At 74.1% G+C, this 16,677-nt stretch carries 18 protein-coding genes; 11 read left to right on the top strand and 7 right to left on the bottom strand.

Annotated elements, in window-relative coordinates; genetic code table 11:
- Positions 1-183 precede the first annotated feature (183 nt).
- Positions 184-399 (top strand): hypothetical protein, encoded by a 216-nt coding sequence (locus ACZ3J7_RS20400; protein WP_465622929.1) that lies wholly within the window; start codon positions 184-186, stop codon positions 397-399.
- Positions 400-463: 64 nt separating this feature from the next.
- Here ACZ3J7_RS20400 and ACZ3J7_RS20395 read toward each other — a convergent pair whose 3' ends face one another.
- The 3 genes from ACZ3J7_RS20395 to ACZ3J7_RS20385 form a co-directional block, all read right to left on the bottom strand.
- Positions 464-2,548 carry a prolyl oligopeptidase family serine peptidase gene (locus ACZ3J7_RS20395; protein WP_465622927.1) on the bottom strand — a complete coding sequence of 695 codons (2,085 nt, stop codon included), beginning with the start codon at positions 2,546-2,548 and terminating at the stop codon, positions 464-466.
- A 179-nt stretch (positions 2,549-2,727) separates the two neighbouring features.
- Positions 2,728-3,648 carry an NADP-dependent oxidoreductase gene (locus tag ACZ3J7_RS20390; RefSeq protein ID WP_465622925.1) on the bottom strand — a complete coding sequence of 307 codons (921 nt, stop codon included), beginning with the start codon at positions 3,646-3,648 and terminating at the stop codon, positions 2,728-2,730.
- 280 nt (positions 3,649-3,928) lie between these two features.
- Positions 3,929-4,513: a TetR/AcrR family transcriptional regulator gene (locus ACZ3J7_RS20385; RefSeq protein ID WP_465622923.1), complete on the bottom strand. Its 585-nt coding sequence runs from the start codon at positions 4,511-4,513 to the stop codon at positions 3,929-3,931.
- Between the two features lie 95 nt (positions 4,514-4,608).
- Here ACZ3J7_RS20385 and ACZ3J7_RS20380 point away from each other — a divergent pair, with 95 nt between their 5' ends.
- The 4 genes from ACZ3J7_RS20380 (at position 4,609) to ACZ3J7_RS20365 (ending at position 7,133) form a co-directional block, all read left to right on the top strand.
- Entirely contained in the window at positions 4,609-4,995 is a 387-nt protein-coding gene (locus ACZ3J7_RS20380; RefSeq protein WP_465622921.1) for a nuclear transport factor 2 family protein, read from the top strand.
- Positions 4,992-6,020, top strand: a complete 1,029-nt coding sequence (locus tag ACZ3J7_RS20375; protein ID WP_465622919.1) for a zinc-dependent alcohol dehydrogenase family protein — start codon at positions 4,992-4,994, stop codon at positions 6,018-6,020. The genes ACZ3J7_RS20380 and ACZ3J7_RS20375 overlap by 4 nt, the downstream gene beginning before the upstream one ends.
- Positions 6,021-6,106: 86 nt before the next feature.
- Positions 6,107-6,556 (top strand): SRPBCC family protein, encoded by a 450-nt coding sequence (locus ACZ3J7_RS20370; RefSeq protein WP_465622917.1) that lies wholly within the window; start codon positions 6,107-6,109, stop codon positions 6,554-6,556.
- Positions 6,557-6,911: 355 nt separating this feature from the next.
- Complete coding sequence (locus ACZ3J7_RS20365; RefSeq protein WP_465622915.1) at positions 6,912-7,133, top strand: hypothetical protein; 222 nt, start codon at positions 6,912-6,914, stop codon at positions 7,131-7,133.
- A gap of 27 nt (positions 7,134-7,160) precedes the next feature.
- On the opposite strand, the gene ACZ3J7_RS20360 is transcribed toward ACZ3J7_RS20365, so the two are convergent.
- Positions 7,161-7,670, bottom strand: a complete 510-nt coding sequence (locus ACZ3J7_RS20360) for a cupin domain-containing protein (protein WP_465622913.1) — start codon at positions 7,668-7,670, stop codon at positions 7,161-7,163.
- Positions 7,671-7,726: 56 nt separating this feature from the next.
- Here ACZ3J7_RS20360 and ACZ3J7_RS20355 point away from each other — a divergent pair, with 56 nt between their 5' ends.
- On the top strand, positions 7,727-8,437 hold the full coding sequence (locus tag ACZ3J7_RS20355; protein WP_465622911.1) for a TetR/AcrR family transcriptional regulator: 711 nt from the start codon (positions 7,727-7,729) through the stop codon (positions 8,435-8,437).
- Between the two features lie 140 nt (positions 8,438-8,577).
- Here the strand turns inward: ACZ3J7_RS20355 and ACZ3J7_RS20350 are convergent, their stop codons facing one another.
- A complete protein-coding gene (locus tag ACZ3J7_RS20350; protein ID WP_465623439.1) occupies positions 8,578-10,008 on the bottom strand; it encodes an amidase in 1,431 nt (476 codons plus the stop codon).
- Positions 10,009-10,116: 108 nt separating this feature from the next.
- Here ACZ3J7_RS20350 and ACZ3J7_RS20345 point away from each other — a divergent pair, with 108 nt between their 5' ends.
- Complete coding sequence (locus tag ACZ3J7_RS20345) at positions 10,117-10,734, top strand: TetR/AcrR family transcriptional regulator (RefSeq protein WP_465622909.1); 618 nt, start codon at positions 10,117-10,119, stop codon at positions 10,732-10,734.
- Between the two features lie 523 nt (positions 10,735-11,257).
- Complete coding sequence (locus ACZ3J7_RS20340) at positions 11,258-11,605, top strand: hypothetical protein (RefSeq protein WP_465622907.1); 348 nt, start codon at positions 11,258-11,260, stop codon at positions 11,603-11,605.
- A 299-nt stretch (positions 11,606-11,904) separates the two neighbouring features.
- Here ACZ3J7_RS20340 and ACZ3J7_RS20335 read toward each other — a convergent pair whose 3' ends face one another.
- Positions 11,905-12,207, bottom strand: a complete 303-nt coding sequence (locus tag ACZ3J7_RS20335; protein WP_465622903.1) for a hypothetical protein — start codon at positions 12,205-12,207, stop codon at positions 11,905-11,907.
- A gap of 982 nt (positions 12,208-13,189) precedes the next feature.
- Here ACZ3J7_RS20335 and ACZ3J7_RS20330 point away from each other — a divergent pair.
- Positions 13,190-13,441, top strand: a complete 252-nt coding sequence (locus ACZ3J7_RS20330; protein ID WP_465622901.1) for a hypothetical protein — start codon at positions 13,190-13,192, stop codon at positions 13,439-13,441.
- Positions 13,442-13,637: 196 nt separating this feature from the next.
- On the top strand, positions 13,638-13,763 hold the full coding sequence (locus ACZ3J7_RS20325; protein WP_465622898.1) for a hypothetical protein: 126 nt from the start codon (positions 13,638-13,640) through the stop codon (positions 13,761-13,763).
- 179 nt (positions 13,764-13,942) lie between these two features.
- Here the strand turns inward: ACZ3J7_RS20325 and ACZ3J7_RS20320 are convergent, their stop codons facing one another.
- Positions 13,943-14,401 (bottom strand): hypothetical protein, encoded by a 459-nt coding sequence (locus ACZ3J7_RS20320; protein WP_465622896.1) that lies wholly within the window; start codon positions 14,399-14,401, stop codon positions 13,943-13,945.
- Positions 14,402-14,911: 510 nt separating this feature from the next.
- Between ACZ3J7_RS20320 and ACZ3J7_RS20315 the strand changes: the two genes are divergently transcribed.
- Entirely contained in the window at positions 14,912-16,633 is a 1,722-nt protein-coding gene (locus ACZ3J7_RS20315; RefSeq protein WP_465622894.1) for a protein kinase domain-containing protein, read from the top strand.
- Positions 16,634-16,677: the final 44 nt, after the last annotated feature.

Here is a 16,677-nt window from a genome sequence, read left to right as displayed (position 1 = left end):
CGCGCCGGTCACGGCCCCGCCTTCCCCCCGGCGCCGAATCCACCGCGCCGACCACCGCGGCACCCGGCCCGGGCGGGCGGCCCGGGCGGGCGGCCCGCCCTCCGCCACGGCGCGTCCGTCGGCCCCGCGAACCGGTGGAGGCCGGTGGGGATTGGGGCGCTGACGACGGGACAGACTGGGGCCATGACCGATGATCGTCGCCCGCCGGGGCACCTCCTGTTCTCCTCCTCCGCCGTCCACCAGCCCGTCGCCGTCGACGGCCGGCCACGACGGCCCGTGGAGCGCTCGCCCTTCCTGGAACCGGCCGTCCCGGCTCCGGCCGCCGCTGCTCCGGCCGCCGCGGTGAGACCGGGCGGGCGGCGCCCGTTCGGCCGCGGCTACCCGGCCTCGCGGGCCTGACCTCGACGGGGGTGCCGGAAGACCAGGGGGCTCGGTGGCCCGGCTCCCCCTGATCAGCCACCGGTCAGCGTGGCCGCGCCGAGATGCCGAGCGCCCAGCAGAAGAAGCTCAGCTCGTCGACGTCCTGCTCGACGAGGGCCGACAGGGTGGTTCCCCCGCCGTGGCCGGAGTCACGCAGCGGCACCAGCAGGTAGGGGCCGCCCTGCGGGGCGCCGGCCTGGAGGGCGGCGATCATCTTGAGCGGGTCGTACGGCGGTGCGGTGCGGTCGTTGAGCGCCGACGCGATCGCCGTCACCGGGTAGCGGCGATCGGGCCGCACGTTGTGGTAGGGGGAGTAGGCGGCCAGGTAGGCGCACTCGTCGGGGTCGTCCGGCGAGCCGTACTCGACCGTGGTGCCACTGAGGTTGGGGAAAGCGGGGAAGCGCAGCATGTCGAGCAGGGGCGCGCGGCAGTAGACGGCGCCGAACGCCTCGGGCGCCTGCAGCGCGGTGACGGCCACCATCAGGCCGCCGTTGCTGTTGCCGCGCGAGGCGATCCGGTCGGGGGTGGTCCATCCGGTGGCGACCAGGTGGCGGGCCGCGGCGACGTAGTCGTCGAAGGCGTTCTGCCGTCGCATGCCGACGGCCGCCCGGTGCCAGCCGCGGCCGTACTCGCCGCCGCCCCGTATGTTGGCGTAGGCCAGCACTCCGCCGAGCTGGAGCCAGGCGGCGTTGACGGCCGAGAAGCGCGGCTCCACGGGGATGTTGAAGCCTCCGTAGCCGCTGAGCCGGACCGGTCGCCGTCCGTCGCGCGGCAGGTCGGCGCGGTGGACGAGGAACATCGACACGGGCGTGCCGTCGGCCGACCCGTACCAGACCTGGTGCGTGGTGTACGCGGCCGGGTCGAGGCCGGTGTCCGGTACGTGGTAGGCCTCCAGGCGGTCGTGCGCGTAGTGGTACCGGTAGACCGACGGCGGCTGCACGAACGAGGTGAAGGCCACCCACACGTCGTCGCCGTGCCAGGAGCCGGTGACCCCGCTGACGACGCCCGCCCCCTCGTTCCGGTTGACCGAGCCGAGGGACGGGAGCGCCAGGTCCCGCAGACGGGTGCCGTCCGGGGCGTGGACGCTCACCCGGTGCGAGGCGGCGTGCGAGTGGACGGCGTACAGGCGGCCCCCGATCCCGGTGACGGTCTGCAGGATGTCCGGGCCCTCCGGGATGAGCGTGCGCCACGAGGTCGGGTCGGTGAGGGGAGCCCCGCACAGGCGTCCGCGCGGCGCGTCGAGGTCGGTGCACACGAGCAGCGAGTCGTCGAGCACCTGCACCTGGTTGACCGACCGCATCCCGGTGGCCACCGGGATCAGCTCGTCGTCGGTGAGGCGCAGCAGGGTGACGTCGTTGGCGTGCACGAAGTCCCACACGGTGATGACGGCGTACCGGCCGCACTCGCTGGTGCTCACGGTGCACCAGCGGTCCTTGTCGTCCTCGTCCCCGAACACCCTGCGGGCCGGGGCGTCCGAGCCGATCCGGTGGTCGTAGACGGCGTGCCAGTAGGCCTCCTCGCCGGGCGGGACCTCGCCGGGCTCCGGGCGGGCGGTGTAGAAGAACCCGGACGAATCGGGTCGCCAGGCGACCGAGCCGTGGTCGGTGCCCCGCGGCCGGTCGGGCAGGAGCCGGCCGGTCTCGACGTCGAGGACGTGGAGCACCGCGCCGTGGGTGCCGCCGCTGGCGCGGCCGAACGCCACCAGGGCGCCGTCGGGGGAGGGCTCGGCGAACACCAGGACGTCGCCGGCCGGCCAGGCGCCCGGGTCGAGCACGGTCTCCGCAGGGGAGCCGGTCGAACGGTGCATCACCAGCGCGGGCTTCTCGTCCTCGGCACCGGCCCGCCAGAGGAAGGTGCGCCCGTCCCGGCCCGCGGGGATCGGCGGGGACAGGAGCGCGTGGCGGGCGGAACGGGCGACGGCGGCGCGCAGACCGTCACGGCCGGGGACGCCGTCCAGCACCGTGCGGGTGACGGCCTCCTGGGCGGCGATCCAGTCGACCGTCTCGGCGTCGTCGAGCCGTTCCAGCCAGACGTACGGGTCCTCGTAGCGCCGGCCGTGCAGCGTGTAACCGCCCTCGGGGGCGCGGCGCGTCGGGGGGACCTCCACGGGCAGCGTCGGTCTGACCATCAGATGCCTCTCTTACGGGCCGGCGCACGGCCTCGGGGGTCGTCCGGGATGGAGGACGGCCTCCGATCCAAGCAGACGCCCCGGCCGTTGCGCGCACGGGCGGCGCGAAACGGCGGCCTTGGCGCGCGCGTCGGCGGGCGAGCACGGGTCGGACGGTCCTCCCGGCCCCGCGCCGTCCGTCACGGCACGATGACCAGCTTCCCCCGGGTGTGGCCGGTGCGGCTGGCGTCGAAGGCGTCACCCACGCGCTCCAGCGGGAAGGTCTGCGCGACCTCGACGGTGAGCGCCTCCCGGTCGACCGCCGCCGCCAGCTCGGCCAGTTCGGCGCCGTCCGGGCGGACCCAGATCCAGTGCCCGCCGTGCCGCTCGACCTCCGGGTCGGCGACCGAGACGTGCCGACCGCCGTCGGCGAGCACGGCCAGCGTCACCTCCACCTGGCCTCCGACGAAGTCCGCCACCGCCGACACCCCGTCGGGCGCCAGCGCGCGCACCCGCTCGGCCACGCCCTCGCCGTAGCTCACCGCCTCGCCGCCCAACCCCTCGACGAACGCGTGGTTGCGCTCGGAGGCGGTGCCGATCACCCGGGCCCCGCGGTCCCGCCCGAGCTGCACCGCCAGGCTGCCCACGCCACCGGCCGCGCCGTGCACCAGCAGCACGTCGCCGGGTCCGACCTCCAGCCGCTTCAGGCTCCGCAGCGCGGTCAGCCCGGCCAACGGCAGCCCGGCCGCCTGCGCCCAGTCGAGCGCGGCGGGCTTGCGCGCCACCGCCGGGGCCGCGACCGCGACGTACTCGGCGAAGGTCCCGGCCCGCACCACGTCCTTGCGGGCGTAGGCCATCACCTCGTCCCCGGGCGCGAACTCGGGCGTGTCGGGGCCGGTCCGGACGACCACGCCGGCCACGTCCCAGCCGGGGACGACGGGGAAGACCGCGTCCATCATGCCGTCCAGGCCGCCCGCCATCACCTTCCAGTCGACCGGGTTGACGGCCGCCGCCCGGACCTCGATCAACACCTGCCCGGGGCCCACCTTGGGCTCCGCCACCTCGCCGCAACTCAGCCGCGAGTTGTCCGGGGCGTACGAGTCGTAGGTCACCGCGCGCATGAACCGACCTCCAGGGGTGCCGTCGTCACCGTCCGGCGCGCCGTCGGCCGAACCGCGGGCGCCACGGGCCCACGCTATCCAGGCGGGGGCGTCCGGCTTCGCCGACAGGCCGTCAGGGCGCCGCAACCGCGGTCGAACCCGGCGGCGACGCCGCGCACGGCGCCCGCTGCACCCGCGAGGCCACCACGGCCACCGCGGCCGGCAGCCTGCGAGCCGCCGACCCGGTCGGCGGCACCCCATCGCCGCCAGGCGCCCAGGTGCCGGACCGGCGGTTCGTGCGCTACGGCCGGCGGGCGCCGGGCGCCTGCCCGATGACCTGCTCCGCGAGTTCCCGCGCGGCGGCGGCGGGGGCGGTGGTGGGGCGGGTCGCGCCGGCGGCGAGCGCGCCGTCGACGAGCAGCAGCAGCTGGTCGCCGCCGGCGTCGGGCCGGGGGTGGCCGAGGCGGGCGAGTTCGGCGGCGAACAGGGCGGTGACGTGTTCGCGGTACTCGCGGGTGACGGCGTGGCCGGGGTGTTCGGGGTCGGCGAGGGAGAGGTCGGCGGCGAGGTAGCGGCAGCCGCGGAAGTCGTCCCGGGCGATGATCTCACCGATCCGGTCGAAGACCGCCAGCAGCCGGGCGCGCGGGTCGTCGCCGGCGGCGTCCATGGTCTGCCGGTAGCGGGCCTCGTCCTCGGCGGCGCTGCGCCGCAGCACTTCGGTGACCAGGCCGTCCTTGCCGCCGAAGTGCTCGTACAGGGAGCGCCGGGCGACGCTCGCACCCTTGAGCAGCGCGTCCACGCCGATGCCCATGCCGTGCCGGTACGTCAGTTCCTGGGCGGCGTCCAGGAGGCGCTGGCGGGGACCGGGTTCGGCGCGCGTGCTCATGGTCCCAGGGTGCCAGCGATTGACCGGTAGATCAACCGGTCTATATAGTCGCGCCGACAGCGATAGACCGACTGTTCTATCTATGGGGAGCCTCCGTGTCACCTCGCACCGCCTCGGACGTGATCGACCGCTTCAACCTCGCCTTCGTCCGCCACGACCCCGACCTGCTCGACGACCTGGTCGCCGAGCACCGCGTGATGGAGTCCGTCCAGCCCGCGCCCGACGGCAGCCGGGTCACCGGCCGCGCCGACTGCCTCGCCTCCTGGCGCACCCTCGCCGCCGACCGCACGACCCGCTTCGAACCCGGCGAGGTCGTGGTGACGGGGGAGCGGGCCACCATCCGCTGGCGCCACCACTTCGGCGACGGCCCGCACGGTCACGTCAGCGGCGTCAACCTGATGCGGATCGCCGACGGACTGATCGTCGAAGCCCTCGGCTTCACCAAGACCGGCGCACTCCCGCTCGCCGCGGACGCCGCGTGAACGCCCCCGCGCGGATGCGCAGTTACCACGTCGACAGCGGCGCCGGGATCGACGGCCTCACCCTGCGCGAGCACCCCCTCCCCGCGCCCGGGCCGGGCCAGGTCCTGCTCGCGGTCCGGGCCGTCTCGCCCAGCTACCGCGACCTGCTGGTCCTCGCCGGCCGGTACGTGCTCCCCGTCCGGCCCGACGTCGTACCCGTCGCGGAGGGCGCGGGCGAGGTCGTCGCCCTCGGACCCGGCGTCTCCACCGTCCGCACGGGCGACCGGGTCATGGCATCGCTCTTCCCGAGCTGGCAGGACGGCCCGTTCGGCCCGCAGCACCTGCCGCAGCTCGGCGGCACGCTGGACGGGCTGCTCACCGAGTACGCGGTGCTCGACGAACACGCGCTCGTACCGGTCCCCGCGCACCTCTCCTACGCCGAGGCGGCGACCCTGCCCTGCGTCGCGGTGACCGCGTGGAACGCACTGACCGGCGACGGCGGACTGCGCCCCGGCCACACCGTGGTCACCCAGGGCTCGGGCGGCGTGTCGCTGTTCGCCCTGGAACTCGCCCGGGCGCTCGGCGCCCGGGTGGTGGCCACCACCAGCGGACCGGCCAAAGCCGCACGGCTGACCGCGCTCGGGGCGGACCGGGTGGTCGACTACCACGCCGAGCCGGACTGGCCCGCCGCCGTCCGCGAAGCCACCGGCGGCACCGGCGCGCACCGGGTCGTCGACGTGGCCGGCCGGCTCGACGAGTCGGTGCGCGCCGTCGCCCTCGGCGGCCACGTCGCCATGGTCGGCTTCGTCTCGGAAACCGCCCCGCCGATCGACGCCCGCCGGCTCTTCGCCTCCGGCGCGGTCCTGCGGCCGGTCGCGGTCGGCAGCCGCGCGCAGTTCCGCGAGCTCAACAAGGTCGTCGAGCAGCACCGGATCCGCCCGGTGATCGACCGGTCCTTCCCCTTCGACCGGGCCGTGGACGCCTTCCGCCACTACGCCTCCGGCGCGACGTTCGGCAAGGTGGTGATCGAGACGCCGTCCCGGTAGCCCGGCCGGCAGGAGCCGCGCATACCGGCCGGAGACCGGGGCAGGCGATGCCCGGCCGATCAAGCGACTCGAAGGCGAGGACAGCGATGAGCAAGGTGCAGGAATCCATCGACGTGAACGTGCCGATCAGCACCGCCTACAACCAGTGGACGCAGTTCGAGGACTTCCCGAAGTTCATGGACGGCGTGGAGGAGATCACCCAGACCGACGACCGGCACAACCACTGGAAGACGAAGATCGCCGGTGTCAGCCGGGAGTTCGACACCGAGATCGTCGACCAGGTCCCGGACGACCACGTCGCCTGGCGCACCACCAACGGTGACGTGAAGCAGACCGGCATGGTGCGCTTCGAGCCGATCGACGCCGCCCGCACCCGGGTCGTGATGGAGATGGACTTCCAGCCCGGCGGAGTGGCCGAGAAGGCCGCCGACCTGATGGGCGTGCTGGACCGGCAGGTGAAGGGCGACCTCAAGCGGTTCAAGCACTTCATCGAGGAGCGCGGCGCCTCCACCGGCGCCTACCGCGGCACCCTCTGACACCGCACCCCCTGCGCCCCCGCCGCCCCACCGCGGCGGGGGCGTCGCGCGTTCCACGGCACCCCCGCCCCCGGGCGCCTCCAGGGCCCGCCGGGGCAGGACGGGAGCCACTCCGCTGCTTGCACCGGCCAGGAGCTGGACGGGACGGCCGTGGGTGCGGGCCACCGGCACCGCTGCGGTGACCGGGCCGAGGCAGTGACGGCCCGGCGAAGTCCGGCCGTCCGGTCGTGCGTTCAAGCCGGCGACGGCCTCGACGGCCAGATCGACGAGGTCCGACTCTTCGGCCGGGCCCGCACCGAGCAGGAGATCTCCGCCGAAGGCCACCAGCGCCTGTCCGGCCGGCAAGCCCGTCCTGGTGCCCGTCCCGCCGCCGCTGGAGAAGGCGATGCGCGCCGAGAACATCGACAGCACCTACGAACTGATCCGGCGCCTCGAAATCGGAGCCCTCGCCACCGCCACCCGGGAGGCACGCGCCGCCCACCTGCCCGAACTCCTCCCGCACGCCACCGAGATCATCGACTACCCCAGCCGCTACTTCGGCATGGAGAACCGACCCTCCCGCCCGGCCCTCCGGTAGCCCGGAGGGCCGGGCCCGCCGGTGCGGCTACGCGCCCGGGCGCGGGTCCGGGTGCGTGTTCGGCGGCGGGCCGAGGACCTCGACGCGGTGACGCGCGGCGGCGTGGCCGAGGGCCGCGGGGTCGAACGGCCCCGGGTCGGGGAGCCGGCGCTCGTCGGCCGGAACGCCGACGTCCTCGGCGAAGTCCTCGAAGCCGGACGGCGTGGTGATCTGCAGGCAGCGCAGCGGCTCCTCGGAGCCGACGACGAACGTGTGGGGCAGGCCGACCGGCAGCAGGACGAAGTCTCCTCGACGGGCGGTGAGTTCCTGCCCGTCGCACGAGAAGCGGGCCGTACCCGAGAGGACGTAGAACATCTCGTCCTCCTCCAGGTGCCGGTGCAGGGGCGGGGCGAAGCCGGCCGGGTTGAGGAACTCGGCCACGGTGACCCGGCCCCGGGTCTGCGCTCCGGTGGCCTTGACGGTGACGAGGTTGCCGAGGAACCACAGCGCCTCACCCTCGGCACTTCCCAGGACGTAGGGACGGACGGCGGGTGACATGGCGCCTCCCTTTGGAGAGACAGCGTCCAGTGAATAAAACGCTAGTATGGCGAGTCATGGGCGTCAACAGCAGTGCGGCCGGCCCCGGACGGCGCCGCTACGATTCACCGCTGCGTGACCAGCAGGCCCGGCAGACCCGGCAGACGATCGTCACGGCGGCGACCCGGCTCTTCGTCGCCCGCGGTTACGCGGCCACCTCCCTCGCCGACATCGCCGCGGACGCCGCCGTGGCACGGCCGACCGTCTTCGCCGCCTTCGGCTCCAAGGCCGCCCTCCTGCGCGAGGTGGTGGACCGGGCGCTGGCCGGCGACGACGAACCCGTACCGGTGGCCGAGCGCCCCTGGTTCCGGCCGGTGCGGGAAGGACGGACGCCCCGGGCGGTCCTGCACGCCTACGCCGAGGTCTGCCGCATCATCGGCGGACGCGCCGCGGAGATCTTCGAGGTGGTCCACCGGGCCGCGGACGAAGGCCCCGAGCCGGCCGACCTGTGGGAGACGATGCAGCGCAACCGGCGGGCCGGAGCCGCCATGGTGGTCGACCGCGTCGAGGCGCTCGACCCCGGGCCGCCCGGCCTCGACCGCGAGCGCGCCGTGGACGTCGTGTGGATGTTCAACGACCCCTCCCACTACCGGTCCCTGGTGCGGACCCGGGGCTGGAGCGAGCGGGAGTACACCGCCTGGATCGCCGACCAGATGCACCACGGCCTCGGCCTCGCCGCCGCCGGACCCCCCTCCGGCTGCGCGGCGCGGAACGAGGACGACGCGTAGGGCGGGTGCGCCGACGTCGCCCTCGCGGGTGCGGCCGGGGACGGTGGGGGTGGGACCTGACGACGTCCACCGGCGAGGCCGCTGCGACCCCCTTTCGATCCGCCGTCCGTGGCGCGCGTGCCACCCGTGGCCGGCAGGGGTCAACCGGCCCGAACGCCCCAGCGCGGGTCGACCGGTGTGAGGACTCCGAGCCGCTGCTCGACCGCCTCGGCCGCGGCCAGGCACAGGTCCTCGCGGAACGCGCGCCCGACGATCTGCACGCCGGACGGTAGCCCGTCGACCACCCCGGTCGGCACCGCCACCCCGGGCACGCCCACGAAGCTGGTCACGGTGCACAGGCGCATTCCCGACCCGACGCGGTCCCGCCCGGCCCGGTCGCGCGACTCCAGCCCGGGTTCGACGGGCGGTTCGGTGAACGAGGGGCCGAGCAGGAGCGGGTGGTCGTCGAGGAATTCGGCCCAGGACCGACGGATGTTCATCCAGGTGCCCATGAGCTTCACGAATTCGTCCGCGCTCACCGGCGGAGTCCGCTCCATCGTCATCGCGATGTAGCGGTCACCGCCCTCGCCGAGCAGCCCCCGCACCACCGGCCAGGTCGGGGCGAACTCGGTCGCGACGATCCGGCCGTAGGCGTCGAGCGCTTCGTCCAGCCGGGGCACGTCCGGCACTTCACGCACGTCGTACCCGGCGTCCCGCAGCGCGTCGGCCGCGGCCGCGACGGCCGCGCGCACCGTGGGGTGGACGCCGTGCCCGCCGGGGTCCGCCACGACCGCGACCTTCACCGGCCCGGGCAGCGGCTCGCCGTACGCGGGCACCGGAACGGCCCGCGGGTCGCGCGGATCGGTGCCCGCCAACACCTCGTACGCCAACCGCAGATCACCCACGGTACGGGCGAACGGGCCGTCGGTCACCAGCAGTTGGGACGCCGGGCCGGGATCGTCCGGACCGACGATGCGGTGGTCGGCGGGAAAGCGGCCGGTGGTCGGCTTCAGCCCGGCCACACCGCAGAACTGCGCCGGAACCCGAACCGACCCCCCGGAGTCGTTGCCGAGCCCGAGCGCCGCCATGCCCGTCGCGACGGCCACCGCGTCACCCCCGCTCGTTCCGCCGGGAGTCCGGCCGCGGTCCCAGGGATTGACCGTGTCCCCGAACAGCTCGCTGCGCGTGTGCATCCCGGCCAGGATCAGGGTGGGCATGTTGCTGTGTCCGATCGGGATCGCCCCGGCCGCACGCAGCCGCGCCACCGGCGGCGCGTCCGCCGGCGCCACCAGATCGCGGAAGCGCGGGGTGCCGAACGTGGTCGGCACGCCCTCGATGGCCGTGGTCTCCTTCACCGTGAACGGCACCCCGGCGAGCGGACCCAGCTCTTCGCCCGCGGCCCGCCGCCGGTCCGTCCACTCGGCGGCCTGCCGGGCGCGCTGCGCCAGGAGCTGGGTGACCGCGTTCACCTCCGGGTTGACCTCGGCGATGCGCTCCAGATGGCTCTCGACCAGCTCGACGGCGCGGACCTCCCCACCGCGCACTGCCTGCGCCTGCGCCGAGGCCGACAGTTTCCACAGGGCATCCCCCATGATTCCGATCCTCCCCATCCACGTTCCGATGCGATTGCATCGGAACTGTAGCCTGGGAACCGATACGAGCGCATCGAATAATGCGCCGGCCCGACGGAGGTCACAGGCATGCCCAGGAAGGTCGATCACGAGGACCGGCGCCACCGCATCGCCGAGGCCGTCTGCCGCCTCGCCGACGAGCACGGACTGGAGGGCGTGACCCTGCGCGACGTCGCCGCCCGGGCCCAGGTGTCGATGGGCGCCGTGCAGCGCTGCTTCCGCAGCAAGGAGGAGATGCTCGTGTTCACCCTCGGGAACATCGGCGAACGGATCACCGAGCGGGCCCGGGCCCGCCTCGTCCGGAGCCCGGCCCAGTCGGCCGCCACCGCCCTGGGCCACGCGGTCACCGAAGCCGCGCTGCTCCGGGAAGAACACCGCGCCGAGGCACGGGTCTGGCTCGCCTTCGTCGCCCAGGCCGTGGTGAGCACACCACTCGCCGACACGCTGAAAGCCAACTACGCGGCTCTGCAACAGGCGTTCACCCGGCTCATCCGGGAAGCCGGCGAGACCGCCGGACACGCCGCGCCCGCCGACCCGCAACGCGAGGCCCGCACCCTCCTCGCCCTCGCCGACGGCCTCACCACCCACGTCCTCATCGGCCGCCTCACCTCGCAAGAGGCGCAGGACCTCCTGCACGCCCACCTGACCAGCCTCTGGGAGCGGCACGTCCTGCCCGGAGCTCCGTGAAGCAGCCGCGCTGATCACCAGCGCCTGCGCTCGGCGGGGCCGACGGCGCGCCGGGGACGGGGGAGCGCTCGCTGCGCTCGTGTCCGTGGCGGCCTCGGATCCCGTTGCCCTTGGGGCCCTGCCGGCAGACGGCCCATCGGCGCTTCCCCCGCGGCGGGCCGTCTTTCCGGTCGTACAGCGCGTGGTGCGTGGGCCCTCTCAGCGGGGCAGCCCAACGGCGAGGACGGCCGCGGCCGGAAACGTCGACACGGCCAGGCCGTCGGGCAAGCCGGACCACCGCTTCGAAGCGAGATTGCTTCTGCGCTTGCTTCTGAGGTTGCCTCAGCCCGGCCACCCTGCCCGGCATCCACCCAGCCCAGGGCTGCTTCGCCCACCGGCCGCCCGCGCAGGCCAAACCCGAGCGTCTTCTTCTGAACTCCTTGGACTCTGCGGGGACGACAGCCGGGCAAGCTGGCCGGGATTGGACTTATGCCCCTGAGCGAAGCCCTCGAAGATGGCCGGAAGTCTTGAAGTGGGGGAACTGATGAGGCGTTCGGCAACCGCTGTGGCCGTGCTCGGTCTGCTGCTGGCCCTGACGGCCTGCCAGTCGGGGGCCGGATTCGGCGGGCTCCAGGGGACCGACGGCGAGCTGGCCTGCGCGGCCGTGAAGCGGCTGCCGGAACGGATGCCCGACACCAACAGCGGGCAGGCGTTCGACATCGCGGTGGCCCGCCTCGTCGGCGCCGAGGAACTGGCCAAGGCGGCCGCCCTGGCGGACGCCAAGTACCAGCCGCTCGCCGACGCCCTGAACGAGGCGCAGCAACTGCTCAGCAGGACCTTCGACCCGCAACAGACCGATCCCGCCATCAAGAAGGCCCGGACGTACTGCTGAGCGCCCGCTTTCGAGCCCTCGGGCTCTGCGGGGCCGGCAGCCCGGTGGCAGGTCGGTCAAGAGCCGAGCCGCTGCTGGGCAACCCGGGAACGGTCAAGGCCCAGCCGGTCCACCGACCGCGTCCACCGACCTCCCAGCGAAGGTCCTCCCGCCTCAGCCAGGCGCGGTGGGCGCCGCCGGACGGGACCGGCGGCGATGCGCTGGGCTCCCGGACGGCCCGGCCCGGCCGGAGCACGACGACCAAGCGGCCGAGTACCCGCCTGCGGGGGAGGCCCGGCCGGGGCCCAGCAGGACCGTCGCTACTCCTCCTCGCCCCTGCCCCCGTCCTCGGGAGCGTCGGCTTCTTCCCTCGCCCGACGCTCCCGGGCGCTCGCCTCCTGCAGGCGGCGCTGCTCCTCCTCCCACAGCCCACGACGCCGGTACTCCTCCGCCTCGCGGCGGGCCTGTTCCTCCTGCTGGTGGCGGCGGTTGTTGTCCGCCGCCTGCTGCTCGACGCGCGCCTGCTCCTCCTGGTGGCGGCGCTGGTCCTGCGCCGCCTGCTGCCAGTTCGATGCCCAGCCCGAACCACCGCCGTGCCCGTGGCCGTGCCTATGGTTGGTCATGAGGCCCCCCGATCCATGAGTGGTCGACCACACCTGTGGTCGCCCTCCTCCAGAGTCAGCACTCGCCAACGCCCTGTCCAGAGGCGAAACCGGCACGACTGTGCTGTTCTTCCTCTCCCACCGGTGCCGACGACCGGCCGGCCACGCCCGGTACCGTCTCCCCGAAGCCGTACCGCGCCCGCAAGCGGGCCGACCCGGGCCCCTCGCCCGGGTACTGAGCCTGCACGGCGAAATGGACTGCACCCACAGCACCCACCGTGCCGAGCCGTCTTCCAGCGGCCCGCAGGAAAACGCGGAAATCCAGCGGAGAACAGCCCTGCAGGCGGGATCTGCCGACACTCAGGGGTGAAGCAGCCGGGCATCCCCGTATGTGACGGCAGCAACAGGCATGCCCCGCCGAGGCCGGGGCAGAAGATCCCCGGGTGCCCGTCGGCCAGTCGTACCCCGGCCGGTCCGACACGCTCGGCGGGCACCCCTTCTCTTGTAGGACTCGTCCGGTCGATCATGTGACTATCGCCCGCCGTGCTCGCCGGTTCGGACATGGGGCGGGGGATCTCACGGATGCCGAGCGGGAACGCCTGCTGCAGCAGGTCCAGGCGGAGGTGGACGCGGTCGACGGCATCGACTGGGACATCTCGGTGGACTCCGCCGCCGTCAGGGCCCACCAGCACGCGTCCGGTGCCCGTACCGATCCACCACCCGCCCCGGCGTCGAACTGGGCGCGGACCGCACGCAGTTGGAGTACGTGCTGGAGAAGATCCGCCTCCTGCGGACCGGTCCGGGCCGGTCCGGCCTCTGGCCGACGCGGCCCCGTGGTGGGCAGAATGGCCGGGTGCTGAGGCGATGGGCGGTAGGGCTGGCTGCAGCAGCGGTTGTGGCGGCGGGGTGTGAGGCAGCCACGGACGGGTCGGCGTCATCCGCCTCCCGACCGGGCGTTCCTGCTGTCTCTCCGTCGGGCTCCGTCGACCGGATCGAGCCGTGTGTGAAGCAGCTCACTTTCTACCTGCAGAGCTTCCTCGCCGGTGATGCCGGCACCGACCTGGGGGACTACCAGGAGATGGGCCTGTCCTCCGCGGAGGCAGAAGCCCTGCGTGCCCTGCGTTCCCGGGCGACGGCGGCCGGACCGGGGGCGCAACTCCCGTCCGGCTGGGCGGCCGCGCAGGCGCGGGAGTCCTGTGACGCGATCGCCCGCGCCGAGGCCACCGCATCCGCGAAGCCGTCCGGCTGGCCCTGACCCGGCCACCCGCTGCGCCGTTGCACCAGCGGTTCGCCGCCTCCTCCTCCTCCTCCTCCTCCTCCTCCTCCTTCGGCCACTTCGCGCTCCCGGCCGCCGAAAGCGGTGTTTCCTCAGTTCAGGCGGCCCGGGGGAGGGGCTCTCGGGCAGGCGGCAACCTTTTGGTCCCCGCTGTCGGGCCGAGTCGACCGCGCCGGTGCGGCGCGGTGTCCTGACCGCCCTCGTGCTCCTCCGGCGTTCCACCGCTCGGGAGTTGTGGCACCTGGTCCTGGCCCACCAGAAGGTGGACGAGGCCGCCCGCCGGGTCCTGGTCGACCTGTAGTCCGCCGGGCGGGTCCGCGAGGCCACCGGCCTCCTCCCGGCCGGCACCCGGGTCCGCACGCTGCGCCCGGCCACGACTCCGGCCGCCTCGCCGCGTACTCCGATCACGCCCTGGACGTCGCCGCCCCCGCACCGGCCCTCCGCGCGCCGCCGGGGGAGCGGGGTTTCCGAACCGGGGTGTCAGAACCAGGAGGTGCAGGCCCATCCTGAGTAGCCGGCGCGGTGGAGGCAGGCACGGAACCATCGTCCGCCGGGATTGTCGACGGCGAAGGTGGTGGTGCTGTGGGCGCCACTCGGGACCGTCTTGTGGCAGGCGTGCCAGTTCCTGGCCCCGTCGTCCGACCAGTCCAGGGAGATCGTGTCGCCCGCGTTCAGATCGTGCCCCCAGACCCAGAAGACGTTGCGCTTGTTGTAGGGGCGGTTGGTGCTGTTGTACAGGTCGGCCCGGCCGCTGCCCTGGACCGCGCCGAAGTCGAAGTCGCGCTGGCTGGTGTTGGTCAGCCGGTAGGGGTTCTGCTCAGGTCCGCAGGAGTAGTTGATGACGTCGGCGTCGGCAGGGGTCGCCGTACCGATCATGGTGAAGGCCGTGGTGGCCATGAGGGCTGCTGCGCTGAGGCACAGGCGCTTGCGAACGAGCATGGTGGTCTTCCCCCGAAGGTTGGTGAAGCTGCATCAGGTTCGGCGAGCTCCTTGTGGAAGGGGCCGCGCCCATCTGGTGGCAATGGTTCGCCGTCCGCCCGTGCGGGGGCGTCCACCTGGGAGTTGAACCGTGCTTCAAACCGGCGCGGTAGGCGCCGGCCGTTGCCGTAACGGCCGCAGCAGCATCACCGGGACCGACGAGCTCCTTCCCCGGAGCACCGGGATCGCCCGCCTTCCGCCACCCGTGCGGACGTCCGGCGGCGCAGCGCCGGGCAGGTGGTGCGTCCGACCTCGGTTCGGCGCCTGGCCGGGCACTCCTACCTGGGGTTGAGGCGCTCCGCTGCTACAGCGCTGGTTGTGGCCGCCGACCAGCCCTGGGATGGATGGCAGGCTGCGGGCCCCGCACTACGGTCGTCCTCCTGGGGGGCGGAGACGGCAAGGGGCCGTCTCCGAACGACGCGGCAGGGTCCCGGACGAGGGCACGGCTCGCCGGGGGAGCCAAGGGGAGACGTGGACATCAGCGGAGTGCAGGGCGAGCCGACCAGCTACGGTCTCCAGCCGCCGTCACCGGTCCGTCGGCGGGAGCAGCGGTCCGGAGCGCGGGCGGGCGCCGCGGCGGCGGCGAAGGCCGAGCCGCCGAACGGCCCGGGGGCCTTGTCGTCCGGCCCTTCCACGCCCCGGCCGGTACCGGACGGGCCGGTGCCCGACGGGACGGTGCCGGACGGGCCGGGGCCGGTGACCGGTGCGGGGCGGCTGGTCGGCGGCCGGTACCGGTTGTTGGAGCGCCTCGGCGCGGGCGGCATGGGCACGGTGTGGCGGGCCCACGACGAGGTGGTGGACCGCGATGTGGCGCTGAAGGAGCCGCAGGTGCCGGAGCACTTCACCGCGGCCGAGCGCCGTACGACCTACCTGCGGATGGAGCGCGAGGCCAGGGCGGCGGCCCGGATCGACCATCCGTCGGTGGTCGCCATCTTCGACGTGGTCACCGAGTCCGGTCAGCCGTGGATCGTGATGGAGCTGCTGCGCGGCAGGTCGCTCGCCGAGACGCTGGAGGAGGGCACGCTGGCCCCGCAGGAGGCGGCCAGGATCGGACTGGCCGTCCTGGGCGCCCTGGGCGCGGCGCACGAGGCGGGCGTGCTGCACCGTGACGTGAAGCCCGGCAACGTGATGCTCGGCCGGTACGACCGGGTGGTGCTCACCGACTTCGGCATCGCGCAGGTGGAGGGCGAGCAGGCGCTCACCGAGACCGGCGCCTTCGTCGGCTCGCCCGAGTACCTCGCGCCCGAACGGGTGCTCGGGCGGCGCCCCGGGCCCGAGTCCGACCTGTGGTCCCTGGGCATCATGCTCTACCAGGCCGTCGAGGGCGTCTCGCCGTTCCGTCGGCAGACCACCCCCTCCACCCTGCAGGCGGTCCTGCTCGCCGAACTGCCGCCGCCGCAGCAGGCGCGCGGGCTCACCGACCTGCTGGCCGGGCTGCTGCTCAAGGAACCCGAGCGCCGGCTCACCGCCCAGCAGGCCCGGACGCTGCTGCACACCGCAGCCGAGCCACCGCCGCAGCAGCGGCCGGCCCCGCCCCACGCCCCGACCCTGCGGGTCGCGGACCCCCTGCCGGTCCCGCCCGCGGCCCGGGCCCGGCGCTGGCTGCGCAGCCGCACCGGCCTGACCACGGGCGCGGTGGGCGCGGTCGCGCTCGCGCTGCTGCTCGCCCTGGCCGTGCAGCTGACCGGGGACGACCTGCCGGACGGGTGGAGGCGCTACGACGAGTACCGGATGGAGCTGACCATCGCGGCCCCGGCCGACTGGACCATCAAGACCCAGGACGACCTGACCACGTCCGGCAGCGCCTACCGGGGCACCTCCTACACCTCGCCCAAGGGCGACATGTGGATCGGCACGGACCGCAAGGAGAAGTCCACCGAGACCGCCCGGGCCATCGCCGAGCGCTGGAAGCGGGAGCACGAGCAGGCGACCCCGCCCCAGGGCGGCGTCGCCAGCGTGGCGACGGTGGAGTCCACCACCGAGCAGGGCCGGGACGCGGCGATCCTCACCGAGTCCTACAGCCAGAACAGCAAGGGGGCGCCCCGGCGGCTGTCCAAGGCCCTGATCCTGGTCAGCTCCCGTCAGGAGCGGCTCACCATCTGGGTGGACGTCCCGGACGGCAAGACGGCGGGCCAGGCCGCTGACGACCTCCTGCGGAAGGCCAGGTCGGGCTACCGGGTCCGAAACCTGTGAGGCGAGACCCGGGCCCGGCGGGCCGCCCGGTCAGCTCCCGCCCT

This window comes from Kitasatospora sp. NPDC015121 (assembly GCF_055562955.1).
The sequence above is the reverse complement of the archived record's forward strand: the minus strand, read 5'-3'. Positions and strand labels throughout refer to the sequence as shown.

Bases quoted from the DNA above. Each gene is read 5' to 3' on its own strand.
- ACZ3J7_RS20400 (WP_465622929.1), top strand. From the start codon at position 184: ATGACCGATGATCGTCGCCCGCCGGGGCACCTCCTGTTCTCCTCCTCC.
- ACZ3J7_RS20395 (WP_465622927.1), bottom strand. From the start codon at position 2,548: ATGGTCAGACCGACGCTGCCCGTGGAGGTCCCCCCGACGCGCCGCGCC.
- ACZ3J7_RS20390 (WP_465622925.1), bottom strand. From the start codon at position 3,648: ATGCGCGCGGTGACCTACGACTCGTACGCCCCGGACAACTCGCGGCTG.
- ACZ3J7_RS20385 (WP_465622923.1), bottom strand. From the start codon at position 4,513: ATGAGCACGCGCGCCGAACCCGGTCCCCGCCAGCGCCTCCTGGACGCC.
- ACZ3J7_RS20370 (WP_465622917.1), top strand. From the start codon at position 6,107: ATGAGCAAGGTGCAGGAATCCATCGACGTGAACGTGCCGATCAGCACC.
- ACZ3J7_RS20360 (WP_465622913.1), bottom strand. From the start codon at position 7,670: ATGTCACCCGCCGTCCGTCCCTACGTCCTGGGAAGTGCCGAGGGTGAG.
- ACZ3J7_RS20355 (WP_465622911.1), top strand. From the start codon at position 7,727: ATGGGCGTCAACAGCAGTGCGGCCGGCCCCGGACGGCGCCGCTACGAT.
- ACZ3J7_RS20350 (WP_465623439.1), bottom strand. From the start codon at position 10,008: ATGGGGGATGCCCTGTGGAAACTGTCGGCCTCGGCGCAGGCGCAGGCA.
- ACZ3J7_RS20345 (WP_465622909.1), top strand. From the start codon at position 10,117: ATGCCCAGGAAGGTCGATCACGAGGACCGGCGCCACCGCATCGCCGAG.
- ACZ3J7_RS20340 (WP_465622907.1), top strand. From the start codon at position 11,258: ATGAGGCGTTCGGCAACCGCTGTGGCCGTGCTCGGTCTGCTGCTGGCC.
- ACZ3J7_RS20335 (WP_465622903.1), bottom strand. From the start codon at position 12,207: ATGACCAACCATAGGCACGGCCACGGGCACGGCGGTGGTTCGGGCTGG.
- ACZ3J7_RS20320 (WP_465622896.1), bottom strand. From the start codon at position 14,401: ATGCTCGTTCGCAAGCGCCTGTGCCTCAGCGCAGCAGCCCTCATGGCC.